The 21,052-nt window shown below is 64.0% G+C and carries 15 protein-coding genes, 2 tRNA genes and 3 rRNA genes; 8 read left to right on the top strand and 12 right to left on the bottom strand.

Translation table 11 applies throughout. The features are described from left to right. Nucleotides 1–347: 347 nt before the first annotated feature. The 9 genes from IPK27_08980 to IPK27_08940 all read right to left on the bottom strand — a co-directional run bounded on the left by IPK27_08980 (nucleotide 348) and on the right by IPK27_08940 (nucleotide 10,817). Nucleotides 348–2,771, bottom strand: coding sequence for an ABC transporter permease (locus tag IPK27_08980; protein ID MBK8067748.1), 2,424 nt, complete (start codon nucleotides 2,769–2,771; stop codon nucleotides 348–350). 2 nt (nucleotides 2,772–2,773) lie between these two features. Next, nucleotides 2,774–3,523 carry an ABC transporter ATP-binding protein gene (locus tag IPK27_08975; GenBank protein MBK8067747.1) on the bottom strand — a complete coding sequence of 250 codons (750 nt, stop codon included), beginning with the start codon at nucleotides 3,521–3,523 and terminating at the stop codon, nucleotides 2,774–2,776. A gap of 21 nt (nucleotides 3,524–3,544) precedes the next feature. Then, a complete protein-coding gene (locus IPK27_08970; GenBank protein ID MBK8067746.1) occupies nucleotides 3,545–4,798 on the bottom strand; it encodes an efflux RND transporter periplasmic adaptor subunit in 1,254 nt (417 codons plus the stop codon). Nucleotides 4,799–4,966: 168 nt separating this feature from the next. Further along, nucleotides 4,967–5,461, bottom strand: a complete 495-nt coding sequence (gene moaB, locus IPK27_08965) for a molybdenum cofactor biosynthesis protein B (protein MBK8067745.1) — start codon at nucleotides 5,459–5,461, stop codon at nucleotides 4,967–4,969. A 144-nt stretch (nucleotides 5,462–5,605) separates the two neighbouring features. Beyond that, nucleotides 5,606–5,718, bottom strand: a 5S ribosomal RNA gene (gene rrf, locus IPK27_08960). A 77-nt stretch (nucleotides 5,719–5,795) separates the two neighbouring features. Next, nucleotides 5,796–8,633, bottom strand: a 23S ribosomal RNA gene (locus IPK27_08955). Nucleotides 8,634–8,924: 291 nt separating this feature from the next. Then, nucleotides 8,925–8,999: transfer RNA gene (locus tag IPK27_08950), tRNA-Ala, on the bottom strand. Nucleotides 9,000–9,059: 60 nt separating this feature from the next. Next, nucleotides 9,060–9,136 (bottom strand) — tRNA-Ile (locus tag IPK27_08945). Between the two features lie 145 nt (nucleotides 9,137–9,281). Next, nucleotides 9,282–10,817 (bottom strand): 16S ribosomal RNA (locus tag IPK27_08940). Together the 16S, 23S and 5S rRNA genes with 2 tRNA genes alongside form the textbook arrangement of a ribosomal RNA operon. A 459-nt stretch (nucleotides 10,818–11,276) precedes the next feature. Between IPK27_08940 and uvrA the strand changes: the two genes are divergently transcribed. Next, the gene (uvrA, locus tag IPK27_08935) at nucleotides 11,277–14,102 is read left to right on the top strand and encodes an excinuclease ABC subunit UvrA (GenBank protein MBK8067744.1); all 2,826 of its coding nucleotides are present in this window, start codon (nucleotides 11,277–11,279) and stop codon (nucleotides 14,100–14,102) included. A gap of 4 nt (nucleotides 14,103–14,106) precedes the next feature. Here uvrA and IPK27_08930 read toward each other — a convergent pair whose 3' ends face one another. The 3 genes from IPK27_08930 to IPK27_08920 form a co-directional block, all read right to left on the bottom strand. Next, nucleotides 14,107–14,595 carry a cytochrome b gene (locus IPK27_08930; GenBank protein MBK8067743.1) on the bottom strand — a complete coding sequence of 163 codons (489 nt, stop codon included), beginning with the start codon at nucleotides 14,593–14,595 and terminating at the stop codon, nucleotides 14,107–14,109. 205 nt (nucleotides 14,596–14,800) lie between these two features. Next, a complete protein-coding gene (locus IPK27_08925) occupies nucleotides 14,801–15,457 on the bottom strand; it encodes a response regulator transcription factor (protein ID MBK8067742.1) in 657 nt (218 codons plus the stop codon). Beyond that, nucleotides 15,454–16,608 carry a sensor histidine kinase gene (locus tag IPK27_08920; protein MBK8067741.1) on the bottom strand — a complete coding sequence of 385 codons (1,155 nt, stop codon included), beginning with the start codon at nucleotides 16,606–16,608 and terminating at the stop codon, nucleotides 15,454–15,456. Before IPK27_08920 ends, IPK27_08925 begins: the two co-directional genes overlap by 4 nt. 252 nt (nucleotides 16,609–16,860) lie before the next feature. On the opposite strand from IPK27_08920, the gene IPK27_08915 reads away from it, so the two are divergent. The 7 genes from IPK27_08915 to IPK27_08885 all read left to right on the top strand — a co-directional run bounded on the left by IPK27_08915 (nucleotide 16,861) and on the right by IPK27_08885 (nucleotide 20,995). Further along, nucleotides 16,861–17,442: a GNAT family N-acetyltransferase gene (locus IPK27_08915; GenBank protein ID MBK8067740.1), complete on the top strand. Its 582-nt coding sequence runs from the start codon at nucleotides 16,861–16,863 to the stop codon at nucleotides 17,440–17,442. Next, on the top strand, nucleotides 17,442–18,230 hold the full coding sequence (minC, locus tag IPK27_08910; GenBank protein MBK8067739.1) for a septum site-determining protein MinC: 789 nt from the start codon (nucleotides 17,442–17,444) through the stop codon (nucleotides 18,228–18,230). Before IPK27_08915 ends, minC begins: the two co-directional genes overlap by 1 nt. Nucleotides 18,231–18,239: 9 nt before the next feature. After that, nucleotides 18,240–19,049, top strand: coding sequence for a septum site-determining protein MinD (minD, locus tag IPK27_08905; GenBank protein MBK8067738.1), 810 nt, complete (start codon nucleotides 18,240–18,242; stop codon nucleotides 19,047–19,049). A gap of 1 nt (nucleotide 19,050) precedes the next feature. Next, nucleotides 19,051–19,305 (top strand): cell division topological specificity factor MinE, encoded by a 255-nt coding sequence (gene minE / locus IPK27_08900; GenBank protein ID MBK8067737.1) that lies wholly within the window; start codon nucleotides 19,051–19,053, stop codon nucleotides 19,303–19,305. 115 nt (nucleotides 19,306–19,420) lie between these two features. Continuing rightward, complete coding sequence (locus tag IPK27_08895; GenBank protein MBK8067736.1) at nucleotides 19,421–19,933, top strand: hypothetical protein; 513 nt, start codon at nucleotides 19,421–19,423, stop codon at nucleotides 19,931–19,933. Nucleotides 19,934–20,057: 124 nt separating this feature from the next. Next, a complete protein-coding gene (locus tag IPK27_08890; GenBank protein ID MBK8067735.1) occupies nucleotides 20,058–20,669 on the top strand; it encodes a hypothetical protein in 612 nt (203 codons plus the stop codon). Further along, on the top strand, nucleotides 20,663–20,995 hold the full coding sequence (locus IPK27_08885; GenBank protein ID MBK8067734.1) for a hypothetical protein: 333 nt from the start codon (nucleotides 20,663–20,665) through the stop codon (nucleotides 20,993–20,995). The genes IPK27_08890 and IPK27_08885 overlap by 7 nt, the downstream gene beginning before the upstream one ends. Nucleotides 20,996–21,052 lie beyond the last annotated feature (57 nt).

The raw sequence follows: 21,052 nt of genomic DNA, 5'->3' as shown, positions 1-21,052 counted from the left end.
GCTGACCTCGTTGAGGGTCAGGTTGCGCGGACGGTCGCCCTGCTTGAGGTCGGCGCCACCATAGGAATACCAGGCGAATGCCTGCAGCGCGGACGTGCGCGGCAGTACCTCGATGGCCTCGCGTGGCGCGAGTCCGCCGGAGACCCCGGTTCGCAGCCGCTGCGACCTCGATCACCATGACTTGGTGATCGTCCGGATAGGGCATGGGCGCAAGGGCCACGCCGTAAACCACCGCGAACATCGTGATCGACAGCGTCAGTCCCAGCGTGAGCGTCGCCAGCAATGCGAGCGCATGGGCCGGCGCGCGTAGCAGCCGACGGAGCGAAGCCTTGAGCATGGCCGTGTCCTCAATCCTGGCGCAGTGCGAGCATCGGGTCGACTGCCAGCGCGCGACGCGCCGGCACCAGCGCCGCGACCGTGGCCACGCTGCCCAGGATCAACACCAGCAGCGCGACCGCCCAGGCGTCCAGCGTCAGCTCGGGCAGGATGCTCGAAATCTGGGTGGCAAAGGGAACCGCCAGCAGCATTCCGATGCCGAGCCCGCCCGCGACCTGCGGCAGGGTGCTGCCAAGCACCTGGCGCAGAACATCCTTCGCACTGGCTCCCAGCGCTCGCTGCACCCCGATCTCGCGGGTGCGCTGGCCGACCAGTTGCGCGATCAGCCCGTACAGACCGGCGGCCGCGAGCACCAGTGCAACTATTCCGAAAGCGCCGAACATGCCCGACAGCACGCGCTCGCCGGCCATCGCCACGCGCATGACCTCCTCGTAGGTACGCAGCCAGTCGGCCGGGATGTCCGGATCCTGCGCGCGCAGGAGTTCCTGGAAGCGAGGTTTCATCAGCGCCGGAGCGGCCTGCGTGTGCACAACCAGACTGACGAAGCGGCGTGGATTCTGCGCCAGAGACAGCAGCGCGCTCGGCAGCACCGCATCGCCGACGTCTTCGAGCTGCATGGTCTCGATCACGCCGACAATGGTGTACCAGCGCGCGTTCTCTCCCTCCGCGGGAATGCGCACGCGCCGGCCGAGCGGATCGACGCCCGGATACACCGTCTGCGCGAAACGCTCGTCGATGACGATCACCGGGTCGGTATCGGCACGATCGCGGTCTTCGATGCCGCGCCCTGCGCGCAACTCGATGCCCAGGGTGCCGATGAATCCCGGATCGACCGCACCGAAGCGAACCGATGGCGCGCCGGCCTCACCCGGATCCAGGCCTTCGGGCAACATCGACTCTTGCTCCGCGCTGAGGCCCGGCAGAGTGGTCGTCGCCGTGGCCCCAAGCACACCCGGTTCGCGCCGCAAGGTCGCGGTGAAACGCTCGATGAACTGCGTCACCTGTACGTCTTCGGGATAGGCCTGCGGGAAGAGTGCGACGCGGGCCGTCAGCAGGTTGTTCGGATCGATGCCGAGATCCGTGTGCTCCAACCGGGCGACGCCGCGCACCATCACCAAGGTGCTCAAGAGGACCACACAGGCCAGCGCCAGTTCGCCGGCCACCAGCCACTTGGCGAGCCGACCGACGCCGCCACCCACCACGCTGCGTCCGCCGTCCCGCAGGGCGTTGGCGAGCGCGTCGATGCGCAGCCGCAGGACCGGCAGCAGTCCCACCAGCAGTGCGGTCAGCAGCCCCACCACCACGGTGACGGCAACCATCTCGCCGTCGATGCTGAAGTCCATCCACGGCGGCGGACCGGAGTCGGTGTCGTCGAAGGAACTCACGATCCAGTCGATGCCGAGCTGCGCCATCGGCACAGCGAGTGCCGCGGCGACCAGGGTCAGGGTGAAGCTCTGGGCGAGCAGCAATCGCGCCAGGCGAACGCGACTGGCGCCCAATGTCAGGCGTACCGCCAGGTCGCGACTGCGCGCCAGCACCCTTGCCAGCATCATGTTGGCGACATTGGCGCAAGCAACCAGCAGCACCAGCGCCACCGTCATCAGCATCAGGTTGAGCAACTGGCGCGTCGGCGGATCGGTGAAGTAGTGGCTCATCGGCTGCGCGGCCAGTTCTCGCGGTTTCCAGGTTCCCGGCTCGCGCTGCTGCACATCGCCGATCCAGGCCTCGAGCGTGGCTATGATCGGTGCCAGCCCCGCATCTGGTGTCAGCGGCTCGATGAAGATTTCGAAGTAGCGGTCCTCGTCGACCGGCACGGTCGCGCTCAGGCTGGCATTCATCCACAGCTGTTCGCGGAAGGGAAAGCTGAATCCCGGCGGCATCACGCCGATGACCGTGGCCGGCATCGCATTGGCACGCACGCTGCGTCCGAGGACGTCGGGATCGGCACTGAATCGCGTGCGCCACAGCTCGTGCGAGAGAATCACCACCGGCGGCGCGCCGGGCTGTTCGTCTTCGGCACGGAAATCGCGACCGAGCGCTGGGGCGACGCCGAGGGTGGCGAACAGGTTGGCGGTGACAAATGCGCCGTCGTAGCGTTGGACCGCGTCGGCGTTCGCCAGGTTGATCGTTGCCTGACCCTGGCCCGCGACACGTGCGTGGCCACCCAGGCGCTCGCGCCAGTCGAGCAAGTCGGCACCGCGCAGAGCGCGGACATCATCCGGGAAGTCGTTCGCGCGATCGCGCCAGCCGGCCTGCACCAGCCGCTCGGCGTTCGGAAAGGGCACGGGGTCCCAGACCATCGCCTTCAGGATCGACAGCATGCCGATCACGCCCGCCAGCCCGAGGGCGAGCACGGCGACGATCAACAGCGAATTCCAGGGCTGCTGCGCCACGTTGCGCATCCCCTGACGAAAGTCGTCAATCAACGCGACCATGCTCATTCCCCCGCGGCGGCGCGCCGAATGCGCGCATCTTCCTCACTGCGCAGCTGGTGCATCGTGGCCTCGTCGACGACGCGACCGTCAAACATGAACACCTTGCGGTCGGCGAAATCGGCATACCGCGGGTCATGCGTGACCATGCAGATGGTCGCGCCGCCCTTGTGCAATTCGTCGAGCAGCAGCATCACCGCCTCGCCGTTCTTGGAATCCAGGTTTCCGGTGGGTTCGTCCGCCAGCAGGATGGACGGATCGCCCACCAGCGCACGTGCGACGGCGACGCGCTGCTGCTGGCCGCCGGAAAGCTGCGATGGGTAGTGCTTCAAGCGATGGGCCATTCCGACGCGGTCGAGCGCCCACTGAGCCTTTTTCTTGCGCTCCGCCTTGTTCAGGCCGGTGCGATAGGTCAGCGGCAGCTCGACGTTCTCGAACACCGTCAGGTCGCCGATCAGGTTGAAGGCCTGGAAGATGAATCCGATTTCCTTGTTGCGGATGCGCGCACGCTCGGTCGCGCCGATCGAACCCACCTGGCGCCCGTTGATCTGGTACTCGCCGTGGCTCGGCGTATCGAGTAGCCCCAGGATCGCGAGCAGGGTCGACTTGCCGCAGCCGGAGGGACCGGAGATCGAGATGTACTCACCCTTGCGGATGTCGAGGTGGATGCCGGAGAGCGCGTGGGTTTCAACGTCCTCGGTCAAGTAGACCTTGCCGACATCACGCAGGGAAATCAGGGAGGGGCTGGCAGTCATGGGTCGCTCCTGGGGCAAGGGTCAGCGCAGACGCAGGCGGTCGTGCTGGTCGTAACTGGTGGTGTCGGAGAGGATCACGCGGTCGCCGGGCTGCAGGCCCGAAGCGATCTCGATCAGGCTGACGGAGGCGCGGCCGAGCTTGACCGGCACACGCCGGGCGACATCGCCTTCGTTGTCCAGCCGGAACAGGGTGGTCGTGCTCTCTGCCTGGCCGAAGGCGGGCCGGCCGACGTAGATCACGTCGCTCAGCCGCTCGATCTCGATGGTGCCATCGACCGAAAGATCCGGCCGAGCACCCGGTGGAAGGTCGCCAACGAGGTCGACATCGACTTGCACCGTGCCGTTCTGGACCGCGGGATCGATGCGTGCCACGCGGCCGTCGACAATGCCGTTGCGGGTGTCGACGCGTACGGTCTGGTCGAGCTTGACGTCCTTCGCCTGAGTCTCTGGGATGCGCAGCTCAGCACGCAGCACGTCCGGCCGCGCCACCCGCGCGATGCTGGTCCCCGGCGCAATCTGCTGACCCTCCTCAACCGCGACAACCTGCAGGATGCCGCTCATGCCTGCGCGCACCTGGAGGCCCTCGGCCTGACGTCGCCGCAACTCGTATGTGTTCACCAACTGGTCGAGGCGCGCGTTTTCGGCAGCCAGCTGCGCCGTCAGATTGCGCCTGAGCATGGCCAGACGCTGCTGCTCGATGCCGCGCCGCACGCCGAGCTGATCGGCCTTGAGCTGCGACTGGCGATACTGCAGCGCCGAAACGATGCCGCGGCGATTGAGTTCGCCTTCCGCCTCGGCCTGCAAGCTGGCACCCTGAAAGTCGGCCTCGACCGATGCGATCAAGGCCTGTTGGTCGAGTACCTGGCTTTCCAGTTGCACCCGGCGCGCGTCAAGGTCGGCTTTGGCGGCCTCCAGCGCGGCGCGCGCGGCAAGCATCTGGTCGTCAATTTCGGGATTCGCAAGTTCGATGATCAAAGTATCCGGCTCGACGCGCGCGCCAGGGCGCACCACGATGCGTTCGACGCTCGCGGCGGCATCGGCGGCAATCCAGCGGGTTTCTTTGGGGACCAACTGACCAGGGCCGCGCACTTCGCGCAGCAGTTCGCCGCGCTTGACCGTGTCAATCCAGATCGACTGGCGTTCGACCTGCGGGGCGGCGGGTTCCAGGCGACTGATGCCGTACGCCGCCGCGACGATGGCTAGGGCAGCGACGCCACCGATGATCATCCGGCGACGCTGGCGTTGAGTCTTCAGTTCAGGGCGGGCGATATCCATGGCGCCAACACAGCAAACCGCGTGCCAGCCTCGAAACCATGCTGCAACTAGTTGATGTGTCTACCGTTCCAGGTTCTCTGCGCCTTCAAGGCCGCAGCCGGCCGAGCCGGTGCGTTCGCTTGCGAACCACAGTGCACGCCGCGCTGTCCGGATTCGAACGGTGATTCGTCAGCGTTCGAAGAAGCGGTTCCGGAGCTCCGCGAGGTTGCACGGGCGGGTGGACGCATCCAGCTGGGCGCGCAGGATCTCGGTCCAGGCAAGCCGGCACGCCCCGGTGGAACCGGGAAGCGCGAAGATCAGTGTCCCGTTCGCAAGCCCGGCCAGTGCACGCGATTGCAAGGTAGATGTCCCGATCTCGCGGTAGGAAAGCGCCCGGAACAGCTCCCCAAAACCAGGCATCTCCTTGTCGAACAACGGCAGCAGCGCCTCAGGCGTGCTGTCGCGGCCGGTGAAACCCGTGCCTCCGGTCAGCAGCACCACATGGCAGGACGGGTCGGCAATCCATTGCGAGACGACGGCGCGCAGCAGGTAGCGATTGTCCGGAAGGATCTGGCGGTCGTGTAGTTCATGCCCTGCGGCTGAAACTTGCTCGACTAGGTAGGCGCCGGAGGTGTCGTCGGCCAAAGAGCGGGTGTCGGAGACTGTCATCACCGCGATACGCATGTCCGGCTCCTCCGAAAACGTGCTCCATCATGCCCGGCAGGTAGCCTTTCGGATAGACCGCGCCGCGAGTAACTTCGGTGATTTTCGAAACGCACAAAGCACAACGCCCAGCCTGTTGGCTGGGCGTTGTGGTGTTCAAAAGGTGCTTGGCGATGACCTACTCTCGCATGCGGATGCACACTACCATTGGCGCTGGCGCGTTTCACTTCCGAGTTCGGGATGGGATCGGGTGGGACCACGCCGCTATGGTCGCCAAGCATTGGAAAAGGGATGGGCAGGTAGCCATTGGCGCCGAGGGAACGAGTGTAGTTCGTTCGCATGGGCTTTGAGTTATATGGTCAAGCCTTCGAGCAATTAGTACGCGTAAGCTCAACGTGTTACCACGCTTACACACCGCGCCTATCAACCAGGTGGTCTTCCTGGGCTCTTATCCTCTCAAGGAGGGAGAGATCTCATCTTGGGGCGCGCTTCCCGCTTAGATGCTTTCAGCGGTTATCGCTTCCGAACTTAGCTACCCGGCAGTGCCACTGGCGTGACAACCGGAACACCAGAGGTTCGTTCACTCCGGTCCTCTCGTACTAGGAGCAACTCCCTTCAATCATCCAACGCCCACGACAGATAGGGACCGAACTGTCTCACGACGTTCTGAACCCAGCTCGCGTACCACTTTAAATGGCGAACAGCCATACCCTTGGGACCGGCTACAGCCCCAGGATGTGATGAGCCGACATCGAGGTGCCAAACACCGCCGTCGATATGAACTCTTGGGCGGTATCAGCCTGTTATCCCCGGAGTACCTTTTATCCGTTGAGCGATGGCCCTTCCATACAGAACCACCGGATCACTAAGACCTACTTTCGTACCTGCTTGATCCGTCGATCTCGCAGTCAAGCGCGCTTATGCCTTTACACACTACGCACGATGTCCGACCGTGCTGAGCGCACCTTCGTGCTCCTCCGTTACTCTTTGGGAGGAGACCGCCCCAGTCAAACTACCCACCACACACTGTCCCCGATCCGGATCACGGACCTAGGTTAGAACGTCAAGCACATCAGGGTGGTATTTCAACGTCGCCTCCAGACCAGCTAGCGCCAGCCCTTCAAAGGCTCCCACCTATCCTACACAGACGAACTCAACGTTCAGTGTGAAGCTATAGTAAAGGTTCACGGGGTCTTTCCGTCTTGCCGCGGGAACGCTGCATCTTCACAGCGATTTCAATTTCACTGAGCCTTGGGTGGAGACAGCGCCGCTGTCGTTACGCCATTCGTGCAGGTCGGAACTTACCCGACAAGGAATTTCGCTACCTTAGGACCGTTATAGTTACGGCCGCCGTTTACCGGGGCTTCGATCAGGAGCTTGCACCCCATCAATTAACCTTCCGGCACCGGGCAGGCGTCACACCCTATACGTCCACTTTCGTGTTTGCAGAGTGCTGTGTTTTTGATAAACAGTCGCAGCGGCCTGGTTACTGCGGCCACCTTGCGGTGGCGTACCTTCTCCCGAAGTTACGGTACTATTTTGCCTAGTTCCTTCACCCAAGTTCTCTCAAGCGCCTGAGAATTCTCATCCTGCCTACCTGTGTCGGTTTCCGGTACGGTCCCGTGTGATCTGAAGCTTAGAGGCTTTTCCTGGAAGCGTGATATCGGTGACTTCGCCCATGCGGGCTCGTCCTTGACCTCAGTGTTGACATGCCGGATTTGCCAAGCACATCCACCTCAGTCATCTCCCCGGGACAACCAACGCCCGGTACACCTAACCTTCTCCGTCCCCCCATCGCAACCACACGAGGTGCTGGAATGTTAACCAGCTTCCCATCGACTACGCATCTCTGCCTCGCCTTAGGGGCCGACTCACCCTGCGCCGATTAACGTTGCGCAAGGAAACCTTGGGCTTTCGGCGAACGGGTTTTTCACCCGTTTTATCGTTACTCATGTCAGCATTCGCACTTCCGATACCTCCAGCAGACCTTACGATCCACCTTCGCAGGCTTACGGAACGCTCCCCTACCGCTTGTATTGCTACAAACCCGCAGCTTCGGTACATCGCTTAGCCCCGTTAAATCTTCCGCGCAGGCCGACTCGACCAGTGAGCTATTACGCTTTCTTTAAAGGGTGGCTGCTTCTAAGCCAACCTCCTGGCTGTCTATGCCTTCCCACATCGTTTCCCACTTAGCGATGATTTTGGGACCTTAGCTGGCGGTCTGGATTGTATTCCTCTTCACGACGGACGTTAGCACCCGCCGTGTGTCTCCCGAGCTGATACGTTCTGGTATTCGGAGTTTGCCATGGTTTGGTAAGTCGCTATGACCCCCTAGCCATAACAGTGCTCTACCCCCAGAAGTAATACTCGAGGCGCTACCTAAATAGCTTTCGGGGAGAACCAGCTATCTCCGAACTCGATTAGCTTTTCACTCCTAGCCACAACTCATCCCCGTCTTTTTCAACAGACGTGGGTTCGGGCCTCCAGTACGTGTTACCGCACCTTCACCCTGGCCATGGCTAGATCGTCCGGTTTCGGGTCTACAGCTCGCAACTTTACGCCCTATTCAGACTCGGTTTCCCTTCGCCTTCCCTATGCGGTTAAGCTTGCTACGAACCATAAGTCGCTGACCCATTATACAAAAGGTACGCGGTCGCCCTTGCGGGCTCCCACTGCTTGTACACATACGGTTTCAGGTTCTATTTCACTCCCCTCTCCGGGGTTCTTTTCGCCTTTCCCTCACGGTACTGGTTCACTATCGGTCGGTAGGTCGTATTTAGCCTTGGAGGATGGTCCCCCCATGTTCAGACAGGATTCCACGTGTCCCGCCCTACTCAATTTCATCTCGATAGCCCTTTCGTGTACCGGGCTATCACCTTCTATGGCCGGTCTTTCCAGGACCGTTCCACTAAAGCTATCGAGACTTTTGGGCTAATCCCCGTTCGCTCGTCACTACTTGGGGAATCTCGGTTGATTTCTTTTCCTCCGGGTACTGAGATATTTCAGTTCTCCGGGTTAGCTTCCGCATCCTATAGATTCAGATGCGGATGACCCTTACGGGCCGGGTTTCCCCATTCGGACATTGCCGGTTTTAACGCTTGTTGTCAGCTCACCGACACTTTTCGCAGACTACCACGTCCTTCATCGCCGCCTACCGCCAAGGCATCCACCGTATGCGCTTATTCGCTTGACCATATAACCCGAAGCCCACGCTCCGAGTTACCAGTCGCCCAAACTACATTACAGGTTCTCTCTGTTTGAGTTCACCGCGCAGTCCGCTGTGCTTGCGCACAACCTCCCACCACGGCGCTCAGACGCCTTTGGCTACCTGCTCATTTTTTAAAGAACACCGCTTCCTTGCGGTCAGCAACAGGTCAGTTCGACCCGCCGTACTGCTCATCCAGAGTCTCAAGCTCAACCGACGCCACGTCAGCTCAGCTCGATACTCTGATCAGTTCCCAACGATTCGGAATGCGTCATGCCATGGTGGAGCCAGCCGGGATCGAACCGGCGACCCCTGCTTGCAAAGCAGGTGCTCTCCCAGCTGAGCTATGGCCCCGTCCGGGATCAATCCTTCGCAGCCTCCGCTGCTCAGCGGTCCAGAACGCCAGCCTCGCACTGGTGGGTCTAGATGGACTCGAACCATCGACCTCACCCTTATCAGGGGTGCGCTCTAACCACCTGAGCTACAGACCCAGTGCGGCTGATCGTCCCCACCACCAGCTTTTGGCTGACAGCAGGTTGCTCGTGCTCCCGTCAGCCCTAACCCTCCGGTCAGAACTTCCAGGCATTTCGCGTGTCTTGTGTGGGCGCTCGAATCAGACTTTGGTCCGCTGACTCTAAAGGAGGTGATCCAGCCGCACCTTCCGATACGGCTACCTTGTTACGACTTCACCCCAGTCATTGACCACACCGTGGCAAGCGCCCCCCTTGCGGTTAAGCTACCTGCTTCTGGTGCAGCCAACTCCCATGGTGTGACGGGCGGTGTGTACAAGGCCCGGGAACGTATTCACCGCGACATTGCTGATCCGCGATTACTAGCGATTCCGACTTCATGGAGTCGAGTTGCAGACTCCAATCCGGACTGAGATCGGCTTTCTGGGATTGGCTCCCCCCTCGCGGGTTGGCTGCCCTCTGTACCGACCATTGTAGTACGTGTGTAGCCCTGGTCATAAGGGCCATGATGACTTGACGTCATCCCCACCTTCCTCCGGTTTGTCACCGGCAGTCCCCCTAGAGTTCCCACCATTACGTGCTGGCAACTAGGGGCAAGGGTTGCGCTCGTTGCGGGACTTAACCCAACATCTCACGACACGAGCTGACGACAGCCATGCAGCACCTGTCTCTGGGCTCCTTGCGGCACCCCCATATCTCTACAGGGTTCCCAAGATGTCAAGACCAGGTAAGGTTCTGCGCGTTGCATCGAATTAAACCACATACTCCACCGCTTGTGCGGGCCCCCGTCAATTCCTTTGAGTTTCACTCTTGCGAGCGTACTCCCCAGGCGGAGAACTTCACGCGTTAGCTTCGACACTAAGAGGCGAATTCCTCCCAACGTCCAGTTCTCATCGTTTAGGGCGTGGACTACCAGGGTATCTAATCCTGTTTGCTCCCCACGCTTTCGTGCCTCAGCGTCAGTTTTAGGCCAGGTGGCCGCCTTCGCCACTGATGTTCCTCCCGATCTCTACGCATTTCACCGCTACACCGGGAATTCCACCACCCTCTCCCAAACTCCAGCTCCCCAGTATCGGATGCCATTCCCAGGTTAAGCCCGGGGATTTCACATCCGACTTAAGAAGCCGCCTACGCACGCTTTACGCCCAGTAATTCCGATTAACGCTTGCACCCTTCGTATTACCGCGGCTGCTGGCACGAAGTTAGCCGGTGCTTATTCTTTCGGTACCGTCATCCCATCAGGGTATTAACCGATCCGTTTTCTTTCCGGACAAAAGTGCTTTACAACCCGAAGGCCTTCTTCACACACGCGGCATTGCTGGATCAGGCTTGCGCCCATTGTCCAATATTCCCCACTGCTGCCTCCCGTAGGAGTCTGGGCCGTGTCTCAGTCCCAGTGTGGCTGATCATCCTCTCAGACCAGCTACCGATCGTCGCCTTGGTAGGCCATTACCCTACCAACTAGCTAATCGGGCGTCGGCTCATCCTATCGCGCAAGGCCTTGCGGTCCCCTGCTTTGGTCTCTCGACATCATGCGGTATTAGCACAAGTTTCCCTGTGTTATCCCCCACCATAGGGTAGATTCCGACGCATTCCTCACCCGTCCGCCACTGAAGTAGAGTTGCCCCTACCTCCGTTCGACTTGCATGTGTTAGGCATGCCGCCAGCGTTCAATCTGAGCCAGGATCAAACTCTTCAGTTCAAAAACAATGTCTTGAATCTAAAGCTGTCCGCTCAAACTACTGTTGCTGTTTGAAAGACGCTTTCGCAGACTCATCGTCTGACCAAGCGCCCACACAAGACACTCCGAATCCGTTGTCAAAGAACCGTCCCGCTTCGACTTACTCACCAGCATCTCGCCGTGTGAGCCGCCCATCATACTTCGAAATCGATGGCTGTCAACACCCTCTTTCGCCGCCTTCAGAAACCGACAGGTTTCGTTCAGGCTGCGGCGTTTCACCGCGAGGGAGCCGACCATCATACTGCGAAATCGAGGGCCGTCAACTACTTTCTTCCGATCGGGTAGAAATTTCTTTCCGTCCCGCCGCCCCGTTGGCAGTTCGCCGTTGGGGTGGCGGACACTACGTGCGGAATCCCGAGCTTAAGCTCTAGGGCTTGCGGCTGATAGCCGCACTCCCGCGAACCTGGCCCCTGCTGAGATATGTCGACAATCAAGATCCGCGGCGCGCGCACGCACAATCTCAAGAACATCTCGCTGGATCTTCCGCGCGACCGCCTGATCGTCGTCACCGGGCTGTCGGGTTCTGGCAAGAGCTCGTTGGCTTTCGACACCATCTACGCCGAAGGACAGCGGCGCTATGTGGAGTCGCTGAGTTCCTATGCGCGGCAGTTCCTCTCGATGATGGAGAAGCCTGACGTCGACACCATCGAGGGCCTCTCTCCTGCGATCTCGATCGAACAGAAGTCGACCTCGCACAACCCGCGCTCAACCGTGGGCACGGTCACCGAGATCTACGACTACCTGCGCCTGCTGTATGCGCGCGTGGGTACGCCGCACTGCCCGGATCACGGGCATGCGCTGGCGGCGCAGACGGTCAGCCAGATGGTCGACTCGGCAATTGCGCTACCCGAAGACCAGCGCTTCATGTTGCTGGCACCCGTGGTGCGCGAGCGCAAGGGCGAGCACAAGGACGTCATCGAGCAACTGCGTGCGCAGGGCTTTGTTCGCGTGCGGGTCGATGGCGAGGTACACGACATCGATGCCGTTCCGCCGCTCGCATTGCGCAGCAAGCACACCATCGAGGCGGTGGTGGACCGCTTCCGTCCGCGGGCGGACCTGAAGCAGCGCCTGGCCGAGTCTTTCGAAACCGCGCTGAGACTGGGCAACGGCCTGGCCAGCCTGGCCTCGATGGACCAGCCGGCTTCACCGGAGACTGTGTTCTCGGCGAAGTACTCATGTCCGGTCTGCGACTACAGCCTGCAGGAACTGGAGCCGCGGCTGTTCTCCTTCAACTCGCCGGTGGGCGCCTGCGGCGGTTGCGATGGTCTGGGCGTGACCCAGTTCTTCGATCCTGATCGCGTGGTGGCGCATCCAGACCGCCCGCTGTCCGGCGGCGCAATTCGCGGTTGGGATCGGCGCAATCCCTACTATTTCCAGATGCTGCAGGCGCTCGCGCGGCACTATCGTTTCGATGTCGACCTGCCCTGGCACAAGATCAAGCCGGAGATTCGCCAGCAGTTGCTGTTCGGCAGTGGCGGCGACCTGGTCGAGTTCCGCTATTTCGGCGACGGCGAGCGCAGCATCGCGCGCAAGCAACCCTTCGAGGGCATCGTCAGTAACCTGGAACGGCGCTACCGGGAAACCGATTCCGCCGCGGTGCGCGAGGAACTGGCCAAGTACATCAGCCACCGCCGCTGCCCCGAATGCGCCGGCGCGCGGCTGAATCGATCCGCGCGCCACGTGCGCGTGGACGGGCGCGCGATACATGAATGCGCAGCATTGCCGGTGTCCGCGGCGCTGGCGACCTTCCAGGCGCTTGCGCTGCCGGGTTGGCGCGGCGAGATCGCAACCAAGATCGTCAAGGAGATCCGCGAGCGTTTGCAGTTCCTCGCCGACGTGGGCCTGGAATACCTGACGCTGGAACGCTCGGCGGAGACTCTCTCGGGCGGCGAGGCTCAACGCATCCGCTTGGCGAGCCAGATCGGCGCCGGGCTGGTCGGCGTGATGTACGTGCTCGACGAGCCTTCGATCGGTTTGCACCAACGCGACAACGAGCGCCTGCTCGGCACGCTCAAGCGCCTGCGCGACCTCGGCAATACGGTGATCGTGGTCGAACACGATGAGGACGCGATCCGCCTCGCTGATCACATTGTCGACATCGGCCCCGGCGCCGGCGTGCACGGAGGCCGGGTAATCGCTCAGGGCAGCTATGACGAGGTGATCCAGTCGACCGAGTCGATGACCGCACAGTATTTGTCGGGCCGACGCGCCATCGATGTACCGACCGAGCGCCGCGAGCCGCAGGATGATCGGTGGCTGCGGCTGCGCGGAGCGAGCGGCAACAATCTCAAGGATGTCGACCTGGAGCTGCCGGCAGGTTGCTTCGTGGCGATCACCGGTGTATCGGGCTCGGGCAAGTCGACCCTGGTCAACGACACCCTGTTCCAGATCGCGGCGATGGAGCTGAATGGCGCGACGACCCAGCCGGCCCCTTACCGCGCGATCGAGGGTCTGGACCTGTTCGACAAGGTGGTCGACATCGACCAGAGCCCGATCGGGCGCACGCCGCGCTCCAATCCGGCCACCTACACCGGGTTGTTCACCACGGTGCGCGAGTTGTTCGCACAGGTGCCGGAGGCCCGCTCGCGCGGCTACCAGGCTGGCCGCTTCAGTTTCAACGTCAAGGGCGGCCGCTGCGAGGCCTGCCAGGGCGACGGCATGATCAAGGTGGAGATGCACTTCCTGCCGGACGTCTACGTGCCCTGCGATGTTTGCGCGGGCAAGCGCTACAACCGCGAGACGCTGGAGGTGCTGTACAAGGGGCACTCGATCGCCGATGTGCTGTCGATGACGGTGGAAGACGCGCTGAAGCTGTTCGAGCCGGTACCGGCGCTCGCGCGTAAGCTGCAGACGCTGCTCGACGTCGGCCTGTCCTATGTCACGCTGGGTCAGGCGGCGACGACCCTGTCCGGCGGCGAGGCACAGCGGGTCAAGCTGGCGACCGAGTTGTCGCGCCGCGACACCGGCAACACGCTGTACATCCTCGACGAGCCCACCACCGGCCTGCACTTCCACGACATCGACCAGTTGCTGGCGGTGCTGCACCAACTGGTCGAGCGCGGCAACACCGTGGTGGTGATCGAGCACAACCTCGATGTGATCAAGACCGCCGACTGGGTCATCGACCTGGGCCCCGAGGGCGGCGACGGCGGCGGCCAGATCATCGCCACCGGCACCCCCGAGCAGATCGCGCGCAGCAAGCGCTCGCACACCGGGCGCTTCCTCAAGCGCCTGCTGCCCGGCTGAACGGTCAGCCCCTGCCCGGCAGCATCCGGCGCAGGGTGTTGTCGCGCACGACGTAGTGGTGGAACAGGGCTGCGAGCGCGTGCGCGCCGATCAGAAAGTAGCCGATCTTGCCGATCGTCTCGTGGATTTCCTCGAAGGACTCGGCCACGCCATGGTTCTTGCCAACCAGGGCCGGAAGTTCCAGGCCGAAGAAGGGCACCGGCTTGCCTTCGGCACTGAGGATGATCCATCCGGCGATCGGCAATCCGATCATCAGCGCATACAGGGCAAGGTGAACGAGTTTCGCCGACCATGCCTGCCACGCGGCCGGCGCTGGAACGATCGGGGGCGCTGGCTCCAGGAAGCGCGCTGCGATGCGGACTATCACCAGGAACAGGACCGACAGGCCGAGCATGAAGTGCCACAGTTTCATGGCCTCGCGCAGATCGCTGCCGCGCGGGAACAGGCCGCGCAGTTCCATCGTGGCGTAGGCCGCCGCGATCAGCAGCAGCATCAGCCAATGCAGGGAAATGGACAGGCGCGAGTAGCGGGCGCGGATGGCGTTCACGGGCGGCGTCTCACCAGGGACAGGACACAGGTAGAACGGGGCATCGCCGTCGATTCCAGCGCGGCGCCGTCCAGATGGGTCCAGTGTCGGCGGCCGAGCTTGCGTCAAACTTAAGTGGATGCGGCCGCGCCGCCTTCCGGCGCAAGCCGCCTCAGCGCTTGGCGCCCTGCACCAGCCCCAGCTCCAGCGCCTTCAGCACTGCGCGGGTGCGATCGCGCACGCCTAGCTTGGACAGGATGTTGGATACGTGGTTCTTCACCGTGCCCTCGGCCACGTCGAGCGAACGCGCGATCTCCTTGTTCGAGTAGCCGCCCGACATCAGGCGCAGGATCTCGGTCTCGCGCTCGGTCAGGGGGTCCGGCTCATCCAGGCTGGCGAACTTGTTCTCCAGCGAACTGACCCCGCGCAGCAGGCGGTCGGTCAGGCCGGGCTGCACCAGCGAGCCGCCCTCGGCCACGGTCTTGATCGCGCTGACCAGCTGATCCAGCGACACATCCTTCAGCAGGAAACCGCGCGCACCGGCGCGCAGGCCGTTGAGCACCAGCTGGTCTTCGTCGAAGGTGGTCAGGATGATCGTCGGCGGCAGCTCGCCCGTGCGCGAGAGGTGCTCCAGCACTTCGAGGCCGGACTTGCCCGGCATGCGCAGGTCCAGCAGGACCACATCGGGCTTGACCCGCGGGATCTCGGCGATCGCCTCGTCGCCATCGCGCGCCTCGCCGATCACCTGCACCGCGTCGGAAAGTTCCAGCAGGCTGCGCACGCCCTGGCGCACCAGGGTCTGGTCGTCGACCAGGAACACTCGAATCATGACTTGCTCTCCAGGGGCAGGCGGGCGAGGACCACGAATCCATACCCCGGACGGGTCTCGATGTCCAATGATCCTCCGAAAACTTCCAGGCGCTCGCGCATGCCGGTCAGGCCGTTGCCGGCCTTGAGCTCGGCGGCGCCACGCCCATCGTCGCGCGCGACCAGCTCGACCACCTCGCCGTCGCGGCGGAAATCCAGCCAGAGGTTGCGGGCGCGCGCGTGGCGCATCGCGTTGGTCAGGATCTCCTGGGTCAGGCGCACCAGTACCTGGGCGCGCCGCGCGTCCGCCACCAGGAAGGTCTCGGGCAACTTCAGGTGAATCTCCGGGGCTGGCGCCGAGGCGACCAGTTCGCGCAGCGTGCGGTCCAGGTCCACCGAATCGCTGCCGCGCAGCGCGCTGACCACCTGGCGCACGTCGGCGAGCAACTGCTTGCTGACCGACTGCGCCTGCTTCACGTGATCCAGCGCTTTCCCCTGCACCAGGTGGCTGGCGACTTCCAGGTTCAGGCTGAGGGCAGTCAGGTGATGGCCGACGACATCGTGCAGCTCGCGCGAGATGCGCAGGCGTTCGCCGGCGCGTTCGCCCTCGGCGAGCAGCAATTGGGTTGCGCGCAGCTCGGAATTGACCACCCGCAACTCCTCGCGCGCCTCGGTCTGGCGCCGCGCGACATAAGAGGTCATGAAGGTCAGCGTGGACAGACTCAGGTACAGGCCCACCTGCAAGGCCGCATCCAGCGCGGTGAAATTTGGCCGCGCCATGAATACCGGCAACATGCCGAAGTTCTGCAGCAGCAGCCAGAACACGCCCTGCCCCAGCGGCAACACCCAGGGCAGCACGCTGGCGCAGACCATCAGCAGGATCGCGCCGATGCCGCTGCCCGTCAGGTGGCCGATGGCCAGCGCGGAAACCGTCATTGCCACGAGCAGTACAAGGTACAACCCGCGCCGCGCGCTGCCGTCGATCTCGCGCGTAAGCCACCAGAAGCTGATCGCGAACCCGAAATAGGCCGCGAGCGTCCCCGCCAGCTGCGACTGCGCGCCGGCTGCCTGCAGGCGCGGCATGAACGGCAGCGAGATGCCCGCGCAGGCCCAGGTGAACAGGCCCGCATAACGCAGCAACTGGCTTTGGGTGTAGGTCCGGATAAAGCGCATGCGGCTGGTCGGGTTCCTCGCTGCAACGGCCGGTGCAGAAGAGCCGCAGCCTAACGGCGAAGACCATCGGCCGGAAAGTCCATAAGTCATGCACAACCAGGCCCCGTCCGACCCCCGGGCTGCCATTGATCCGGCAGTTTTCCACAGCGGTCGCCGCGGCCGTCCGGGGCGTGCATAATTCGCCCGCCCCACCCCGCCTCGGCGCCGCGGGCGACCTCAGGCAATGCTTTCCAGACGAGCCACAAGCCCGCTATGTCGTTGATTTTGCGAGATATCGAGGCCGATGACTTGGATGCCGTGTGGGCACTCAACAATTCGGCCGGACCGGGCATCGTGCCCATCGACCGCGAGCGTATGCGCCATCTGTTCGATGTCGCGCGCTACTTCCGCATCGCCCGCTACAACGGCGAGCTGGCCGGTTTCCAGATCGCGCTGTCGCCGGAGGCGGACTACGACAGCCCCAATTTTCTCTGGTTCCGCGGCCAGTTCGCGGATTTCCTGTACATCGACCGCATCGTGGTCGATTCGCGTTTCCGCCGCCACGGAATCGGCCGCGTTTTCTACGCCGATGTGCTGAGCTTCGCTGAAGTGCGCTACCCGCTGCTGACCTGCGAGGTGTTCATCCAGCCGCGCGACGATGTCTCGCTGGTCTTCTTCGGCACCAACGGCTTCCAGGAAGTTGGCCAGCAGGTCCTGCCGAACGGGCGCCGCGTCAGCATGATGGTCAAGGAGATGAAGGCCTACCCCTTCGTCAAGGAGACCTACGGCATCAGCCCCGGCAGCCCGCCACCGGCGATCGTCGGCGGCGACCGCCTGAGCCGGGGACGCCCCTGATGGCGCGCCGCGGGGACATTGCAACCAAGGCGAAAGATGGCGCGTCCTTCGAACTGCGCTCCGGCCAGTTCTCGTTGATGGTACTGGCGATTCGCCACCTCGATTTGCTCCAGCTGCAGACCGAACTGTCCGACCACGTGAGCTCGGCGCCGGCGCTGCTGCGCGGCGCGCCGGTGGTGCTCGACCTGAACCCGCTGTCGCAACTGGCTGACCACGGCCTGCTGCGCGAACTCATCGCGCGGGTGCACCAGGCCGGCCTCAAGGTAATTGCGATGGCTGCCAATCCCGGTGCCGAAGCCGCCGCCGCCGCGCTCGACCTGCCGCTGCTGGGGCTGGATCGCAAGCGCACCCGGGTGGTCGAGGCAGCGCCGCCGGAGGAGATCACCGCGGAGCTGCCATTCGACGAGCCGCCGGCCGAGGAAGCACCGACGCGCCCAGCCGAGCCCGCCGGCCTGCAGCCGCCGCTGGTGCTGCCGGGACCGATCCGCTCGGGGCAGCAGGTGTACGCCCGCGGCCGCGACCTGATCATCACCGGCGCGGTGTCCGCCGGCGCCGAAGTGGCTGCCGACGGCTGCGTGCACGTCTATGGCCGGCTGTCCGGCAAGGCACTGGCCGGCGCGTCCGGCGATCTGCGCGCACGCATCTATTGCCTCAGCTTCGCCGCGGAAGTCGCGTCGATCGCCGGCAACTTCAAGGTTTTTGAGTCCGCTGGCCGCGATGTCGCCGGCAAGGCGGTCGAGATTTTCCTGGACGACGGTCGCCTGGAGATCCGTCCACTACGAGTTTGAGGAGAGCAAATGGGCGAGATCATTGTGGTGACCTCGGGCAAGGGCGGTGTCGGCAAGACCACCACCAGCGCGAGCCTGGCCTGCGGATTCGCCAAGCGCGGCAAACGGACGGTCGTGGTCGATTTCGACATCGGCCTGCGCAACCTCGATTTGATCATGGGTTGCGAGCGCCGCGTGGTATACGACTTCGTCAACGTGATCAACGGCGATTGCGGTATCAAGCAGGCGCTGATCAAGGACAAGCGCTTCGACAATCTGTCGGTGCTGGCCGCCTCGCAGACCAAGGACAAGGACGCGCTGACCCAGGAAGGCGTGGCCAAAGTCATCGACGAGCTGAAGAACGACTTCGACATCGTCATCTGCGATTCGCCGGCCGGCATCGAGCGCGGCGCCTTCTACGCGATGTACTTCGCCGACCGCGCGGTGGTGGTGGTCAACCCCGAAGTCTCCTCGGTGCGCGACTCGGACCGCGTGCTCGGCATCATGTCGAGCAAGTCTCGCCGCGCGGAACTCGGCCAGGGCCCGATCAAGGAACACCTGCTGCTGACGCGCTATTCGCCGGACCGCGTCGAGAAGGGCGACATGATGAGCATCGCCGACGTCGAGGAGATCCTCGGGGTCAAGGTGATCGGCGTGATCCCCGAAGCCCCTGAAGTGCTGTCGGCCTCCAACTCCGGCGTGCCGGTGATCCTCGACGAGACCGCCGAAGCCGGCCAGGCCTACACCGATGCGGTGGCGCGCCTGCTCGGCGAGGACCGCCCGATGCGCTTCACCGAGCCGAAGAAAAAAGGCTTCTTCCAACGCATGTTCGGAGGCTGACATGGGCCTGTTCGACCTGTTCAAGAGTCGTCCGAAGAACACCGCGAAGACCGCCAAGGAACGTCTGCTGATCATCGTCGCGCAGGAGCGCGGCGCGCAGTCCGCACCCGACTACCTGCCGCTGCTCAAGCGCGAGCTGCTGGAAGTCATCCGCAAGTATGTCAACGTCGATCCCGACGCGGTGATCGTCAACGTGCAGCGCGAGGGCGACCAGGAAGTGCTGGAGCTGTCGGTGACTTTGCCGGACGAGAAGTGAGGCGAGCCGATCGTCTCGGCCAGGTGGGTTGTGGGTTCTGGGTTGTGGGCAGCCGAGCGGCGAAGTGCGCGCTCCTGCCCTTGCCGCCCACAACTCACAACCCACAACAGCCCCAATGACTCCCCAAGGACCACCCGTCCTCCGCCTCCAGCACGCCGACGCCTCCGCGGTGGCCGCGCTGCTTGCGCGCTTCGGGCTGCGGTTGGTGGTCCTGCCGGAAGCTGCGGACATTCCCGGCAGCTACTGGGGCGAGGATGAGGCGGGGCTGGTGCTGGGTGCGCTGTATGCGCGGCCGGACACGCCGCTGCACTCGATCCTGCACGAGGGCTGCCACTGGATCACCTGCACGCCGGAGCGGCGCGCGACGGTGCACACCGATGCCGCCGACACCGAGGCCGAAGAAGGCGCCACCTGCTACCTGCAGATCATCCTCGCTGACGACATCCCCGGCTTCGGCCGCGAGCGCGCGCTGGTCGACATGGACGCCTGGGGCTACAGCTTCCGGCTGGGCTCGGCCCGGGCGTGGTTCGAGCTGGATGCCGAGGACGCGCAGGCGTGGCTGCGCGAGCACGGGCTGATCGACGCGCAGGACCGCTGCCTGTACCGGGTGCGCGGCGCCACGGACTGAATCGACCAGGCCTGCACGCCGCACGCGCGGCTGGACGGCGCCGCCCCGACCCTGACCACGATCAAGGCCCGCGTTTGGCCCGGGCCTAAGCTGATCCTGCGGTCAGTCAGGGGGCTGCAACGCCGTGATGACGGATCTGGATTCCGGTACCGAGGGACTGCCGACCCGCGAGCGGCCAGCGCTGTGGCGCGTGGTGTGCGCGACGATGGCAGCGCCGGGGGAAATCCTGCGCAGCCATGCGGGCGCGCTGCCAGCGCCGCTGGCGCTTGGGGTTTCGGCTTGCGCCTTCGGGCTGTTCTTCGCCCAGACCGGCATCGACCTCCACCGCGGCCAGCCGTGGGATGCGCCGGCGCTTGCTGCGCTCGGCGTGCTCGCCGCCGGCGGTGCATTGCTCGGCAGCCTGGGTGTGGCCGCGCTGGCGTTCTGCGCCTGGCTGCTGGCGCGGCCATTCAGCAACGGCGTCGAGTTCGCCTGGACCCTGCGCGCATTCGGACTGGCGTGGTCGCCGACCTTGCTCTACGGCGCTTGCGGCCTGGCCGCGCAACTGCTGCTCGGCTGGCCGGCGGCGCTCGCTTTCGGCGTCACGGGCTATTTGTGGGCGCTGGGCCCGCTGCATGCGGCGATTGCCGAGCTGACCGGCGGCCGCGCCCTGGTCGATGCGCTGGTGACCACTGCGATCGGCGGCCTGCTGCTGGCTGCCTGGGCGGCGATCGGCCTCGGGAGCGCGCCATGGTGATCGCGCTGGCGCTGGCGATCTTCGGCGCCCTGCTCGGGCAGGCGGTCAGCGCCGACGTGGAGGCGATTCCGGCCGGGGCGCTGCTCGCGGTGCTCGCCGGCTGGCCGGCGACGCTGGCGCTGCGCTGGCTGCTGGCGGGATTGGGCGGCGGGGCGGATTTTGCAGGCACCACGGCGGCCGCCGGCGATGCGCTGGCCCTGTTGCTCCCCTTCGCGCTGTTGGCAGCGCTGGCGCAATGGGGGCTCGGCTGGCAGGCGCCCCTGGCCTTCCTGGTTGCGGCGCTCGGCAGCGCCGCCGCGGCTCGGCGCCGCTGCGCAGTGCACTGATCGGCGGCCTGTGGGCACTCGCCACGGGTGCGGGCTGCAGCATCGGCGTCGCCGCGC

The sequence above is a fragment of the Rhodanobacteraceae bacterium genome (genome assembly GCA_016713135.1).
In the GTDB taxonomy this organism is placed as follows: domain Bacteria; phylum Pseudomonadota; class Gammaproteobacteria; order Xanthomonadales; family SZUA-5; genus JADKFD01.
This window is presented reverse-complemented; position numbering and strand designations above follow the sequence as displayed.

What these genes read in the sequence shown, in the direction of transcription:
- minE (MBK8067737.1), top strand. Translation starts at nt 19,051, where the DNA reads ATGGGCCTGTTCGACCTGTTCAAGAGTCGTCCGAAGAACACCGCGAAG.
- IPK27_08925 (MBK8067742.1), bottom strand. Translation starts at nt 15,457, where the DNA reads ATGATTCGAGTGTTCCTGGTCGACGACCAGACCCTGGTGCGCCAGGGC.
- IPK27_08975 (MBK8067747.1), bottom strand. Translation starts at nt 3,523, where the DNA reads ATGACTGCCAGCCCCTCCCTGATTTCCCTGCGTGATGTCGGCAAGGTC.
- IPK27_08885 (MBK8067734.1), top strand. Translation starts at nt 20,663, where the DNA reads ATGGTGATCGCGCTGGCGCTGGCGATCTTCGGCGCCCTGCTCGGGCAG.
- IPK27_08930 (MBK8067743.1), bottom strand. Translation starts at nt 14,595, where the DNA reads ATGCTGCTGCTGATCGCGGCGGCCTACGCCACGATGGAACTGCGCGGC.
- IPK27_08970 (MBK8067746.1), bottom strand. Translation starts at nt 4,798, where the DNA reads ATGGATATCGCCCGCCCTGAACTGAAGACTCAACGCCAGCGTCGCCGG.
- IPK27_08895 (MBK8067736.1), top strand. Translation starts at nt 19,421, where the DNA reads ATGACTCCCCAAGGACCACCCGTCCTCCGCCTCCAGCACGCCGACGCC.
- IPK27_08920 (MBK8067741.1), bottom strand. Translation starts at nt 16,608, where the DNA reads ATGCGCTTTATCCGGACCTACACCCAAAGCCAGTTGCTGCGTTATGCG.
- minD (MBK8067738.1), top strand. Translation starts at nt 18,240, where the DNA reads ATGGGCGAGATCATTGTGGTGACCTCGGGCAAGGGCGGTGTCGGCAAG.
- IPK27_08915 (MBK8067740.1), top strand. Translation starts at nt 16,861, where the DNA reads ATGTCGTTGATTTTGCGAGATATCGAGGCCGATGACTTGGATGCCGTG.
- uvrA (MBK8067744.1), top strand. Translation starts at nt 11,277, where the DNA reads ATGTCGACAATCAAGATCCGCGGCGCGCGCACGCACAATCTCAAGAAC.
- moaB (MBK8067745.1), bottom strand. Translation starts at nt 5,461, where the DNA reads ATGCGTATCGCGGTGATGACAGTCTCCGACACCCGCTCTTTGGCCGAC.
- minC (MBK8067739.1), top strand. Translation starts at nt 17,442, where the DNA reads ATGGCGCGCCGCGGGGACATTGCAACCAAGGCGAAAGATGGCGCGTCC.
- IPK27_08980 (MBK8067748.1), bottom strand. Translation starts at nt 2,771, where the DNA reads ATGGTCGCGTTGATTGACGACTTTCGTCAGGGGATGCGCAACGTGGCG.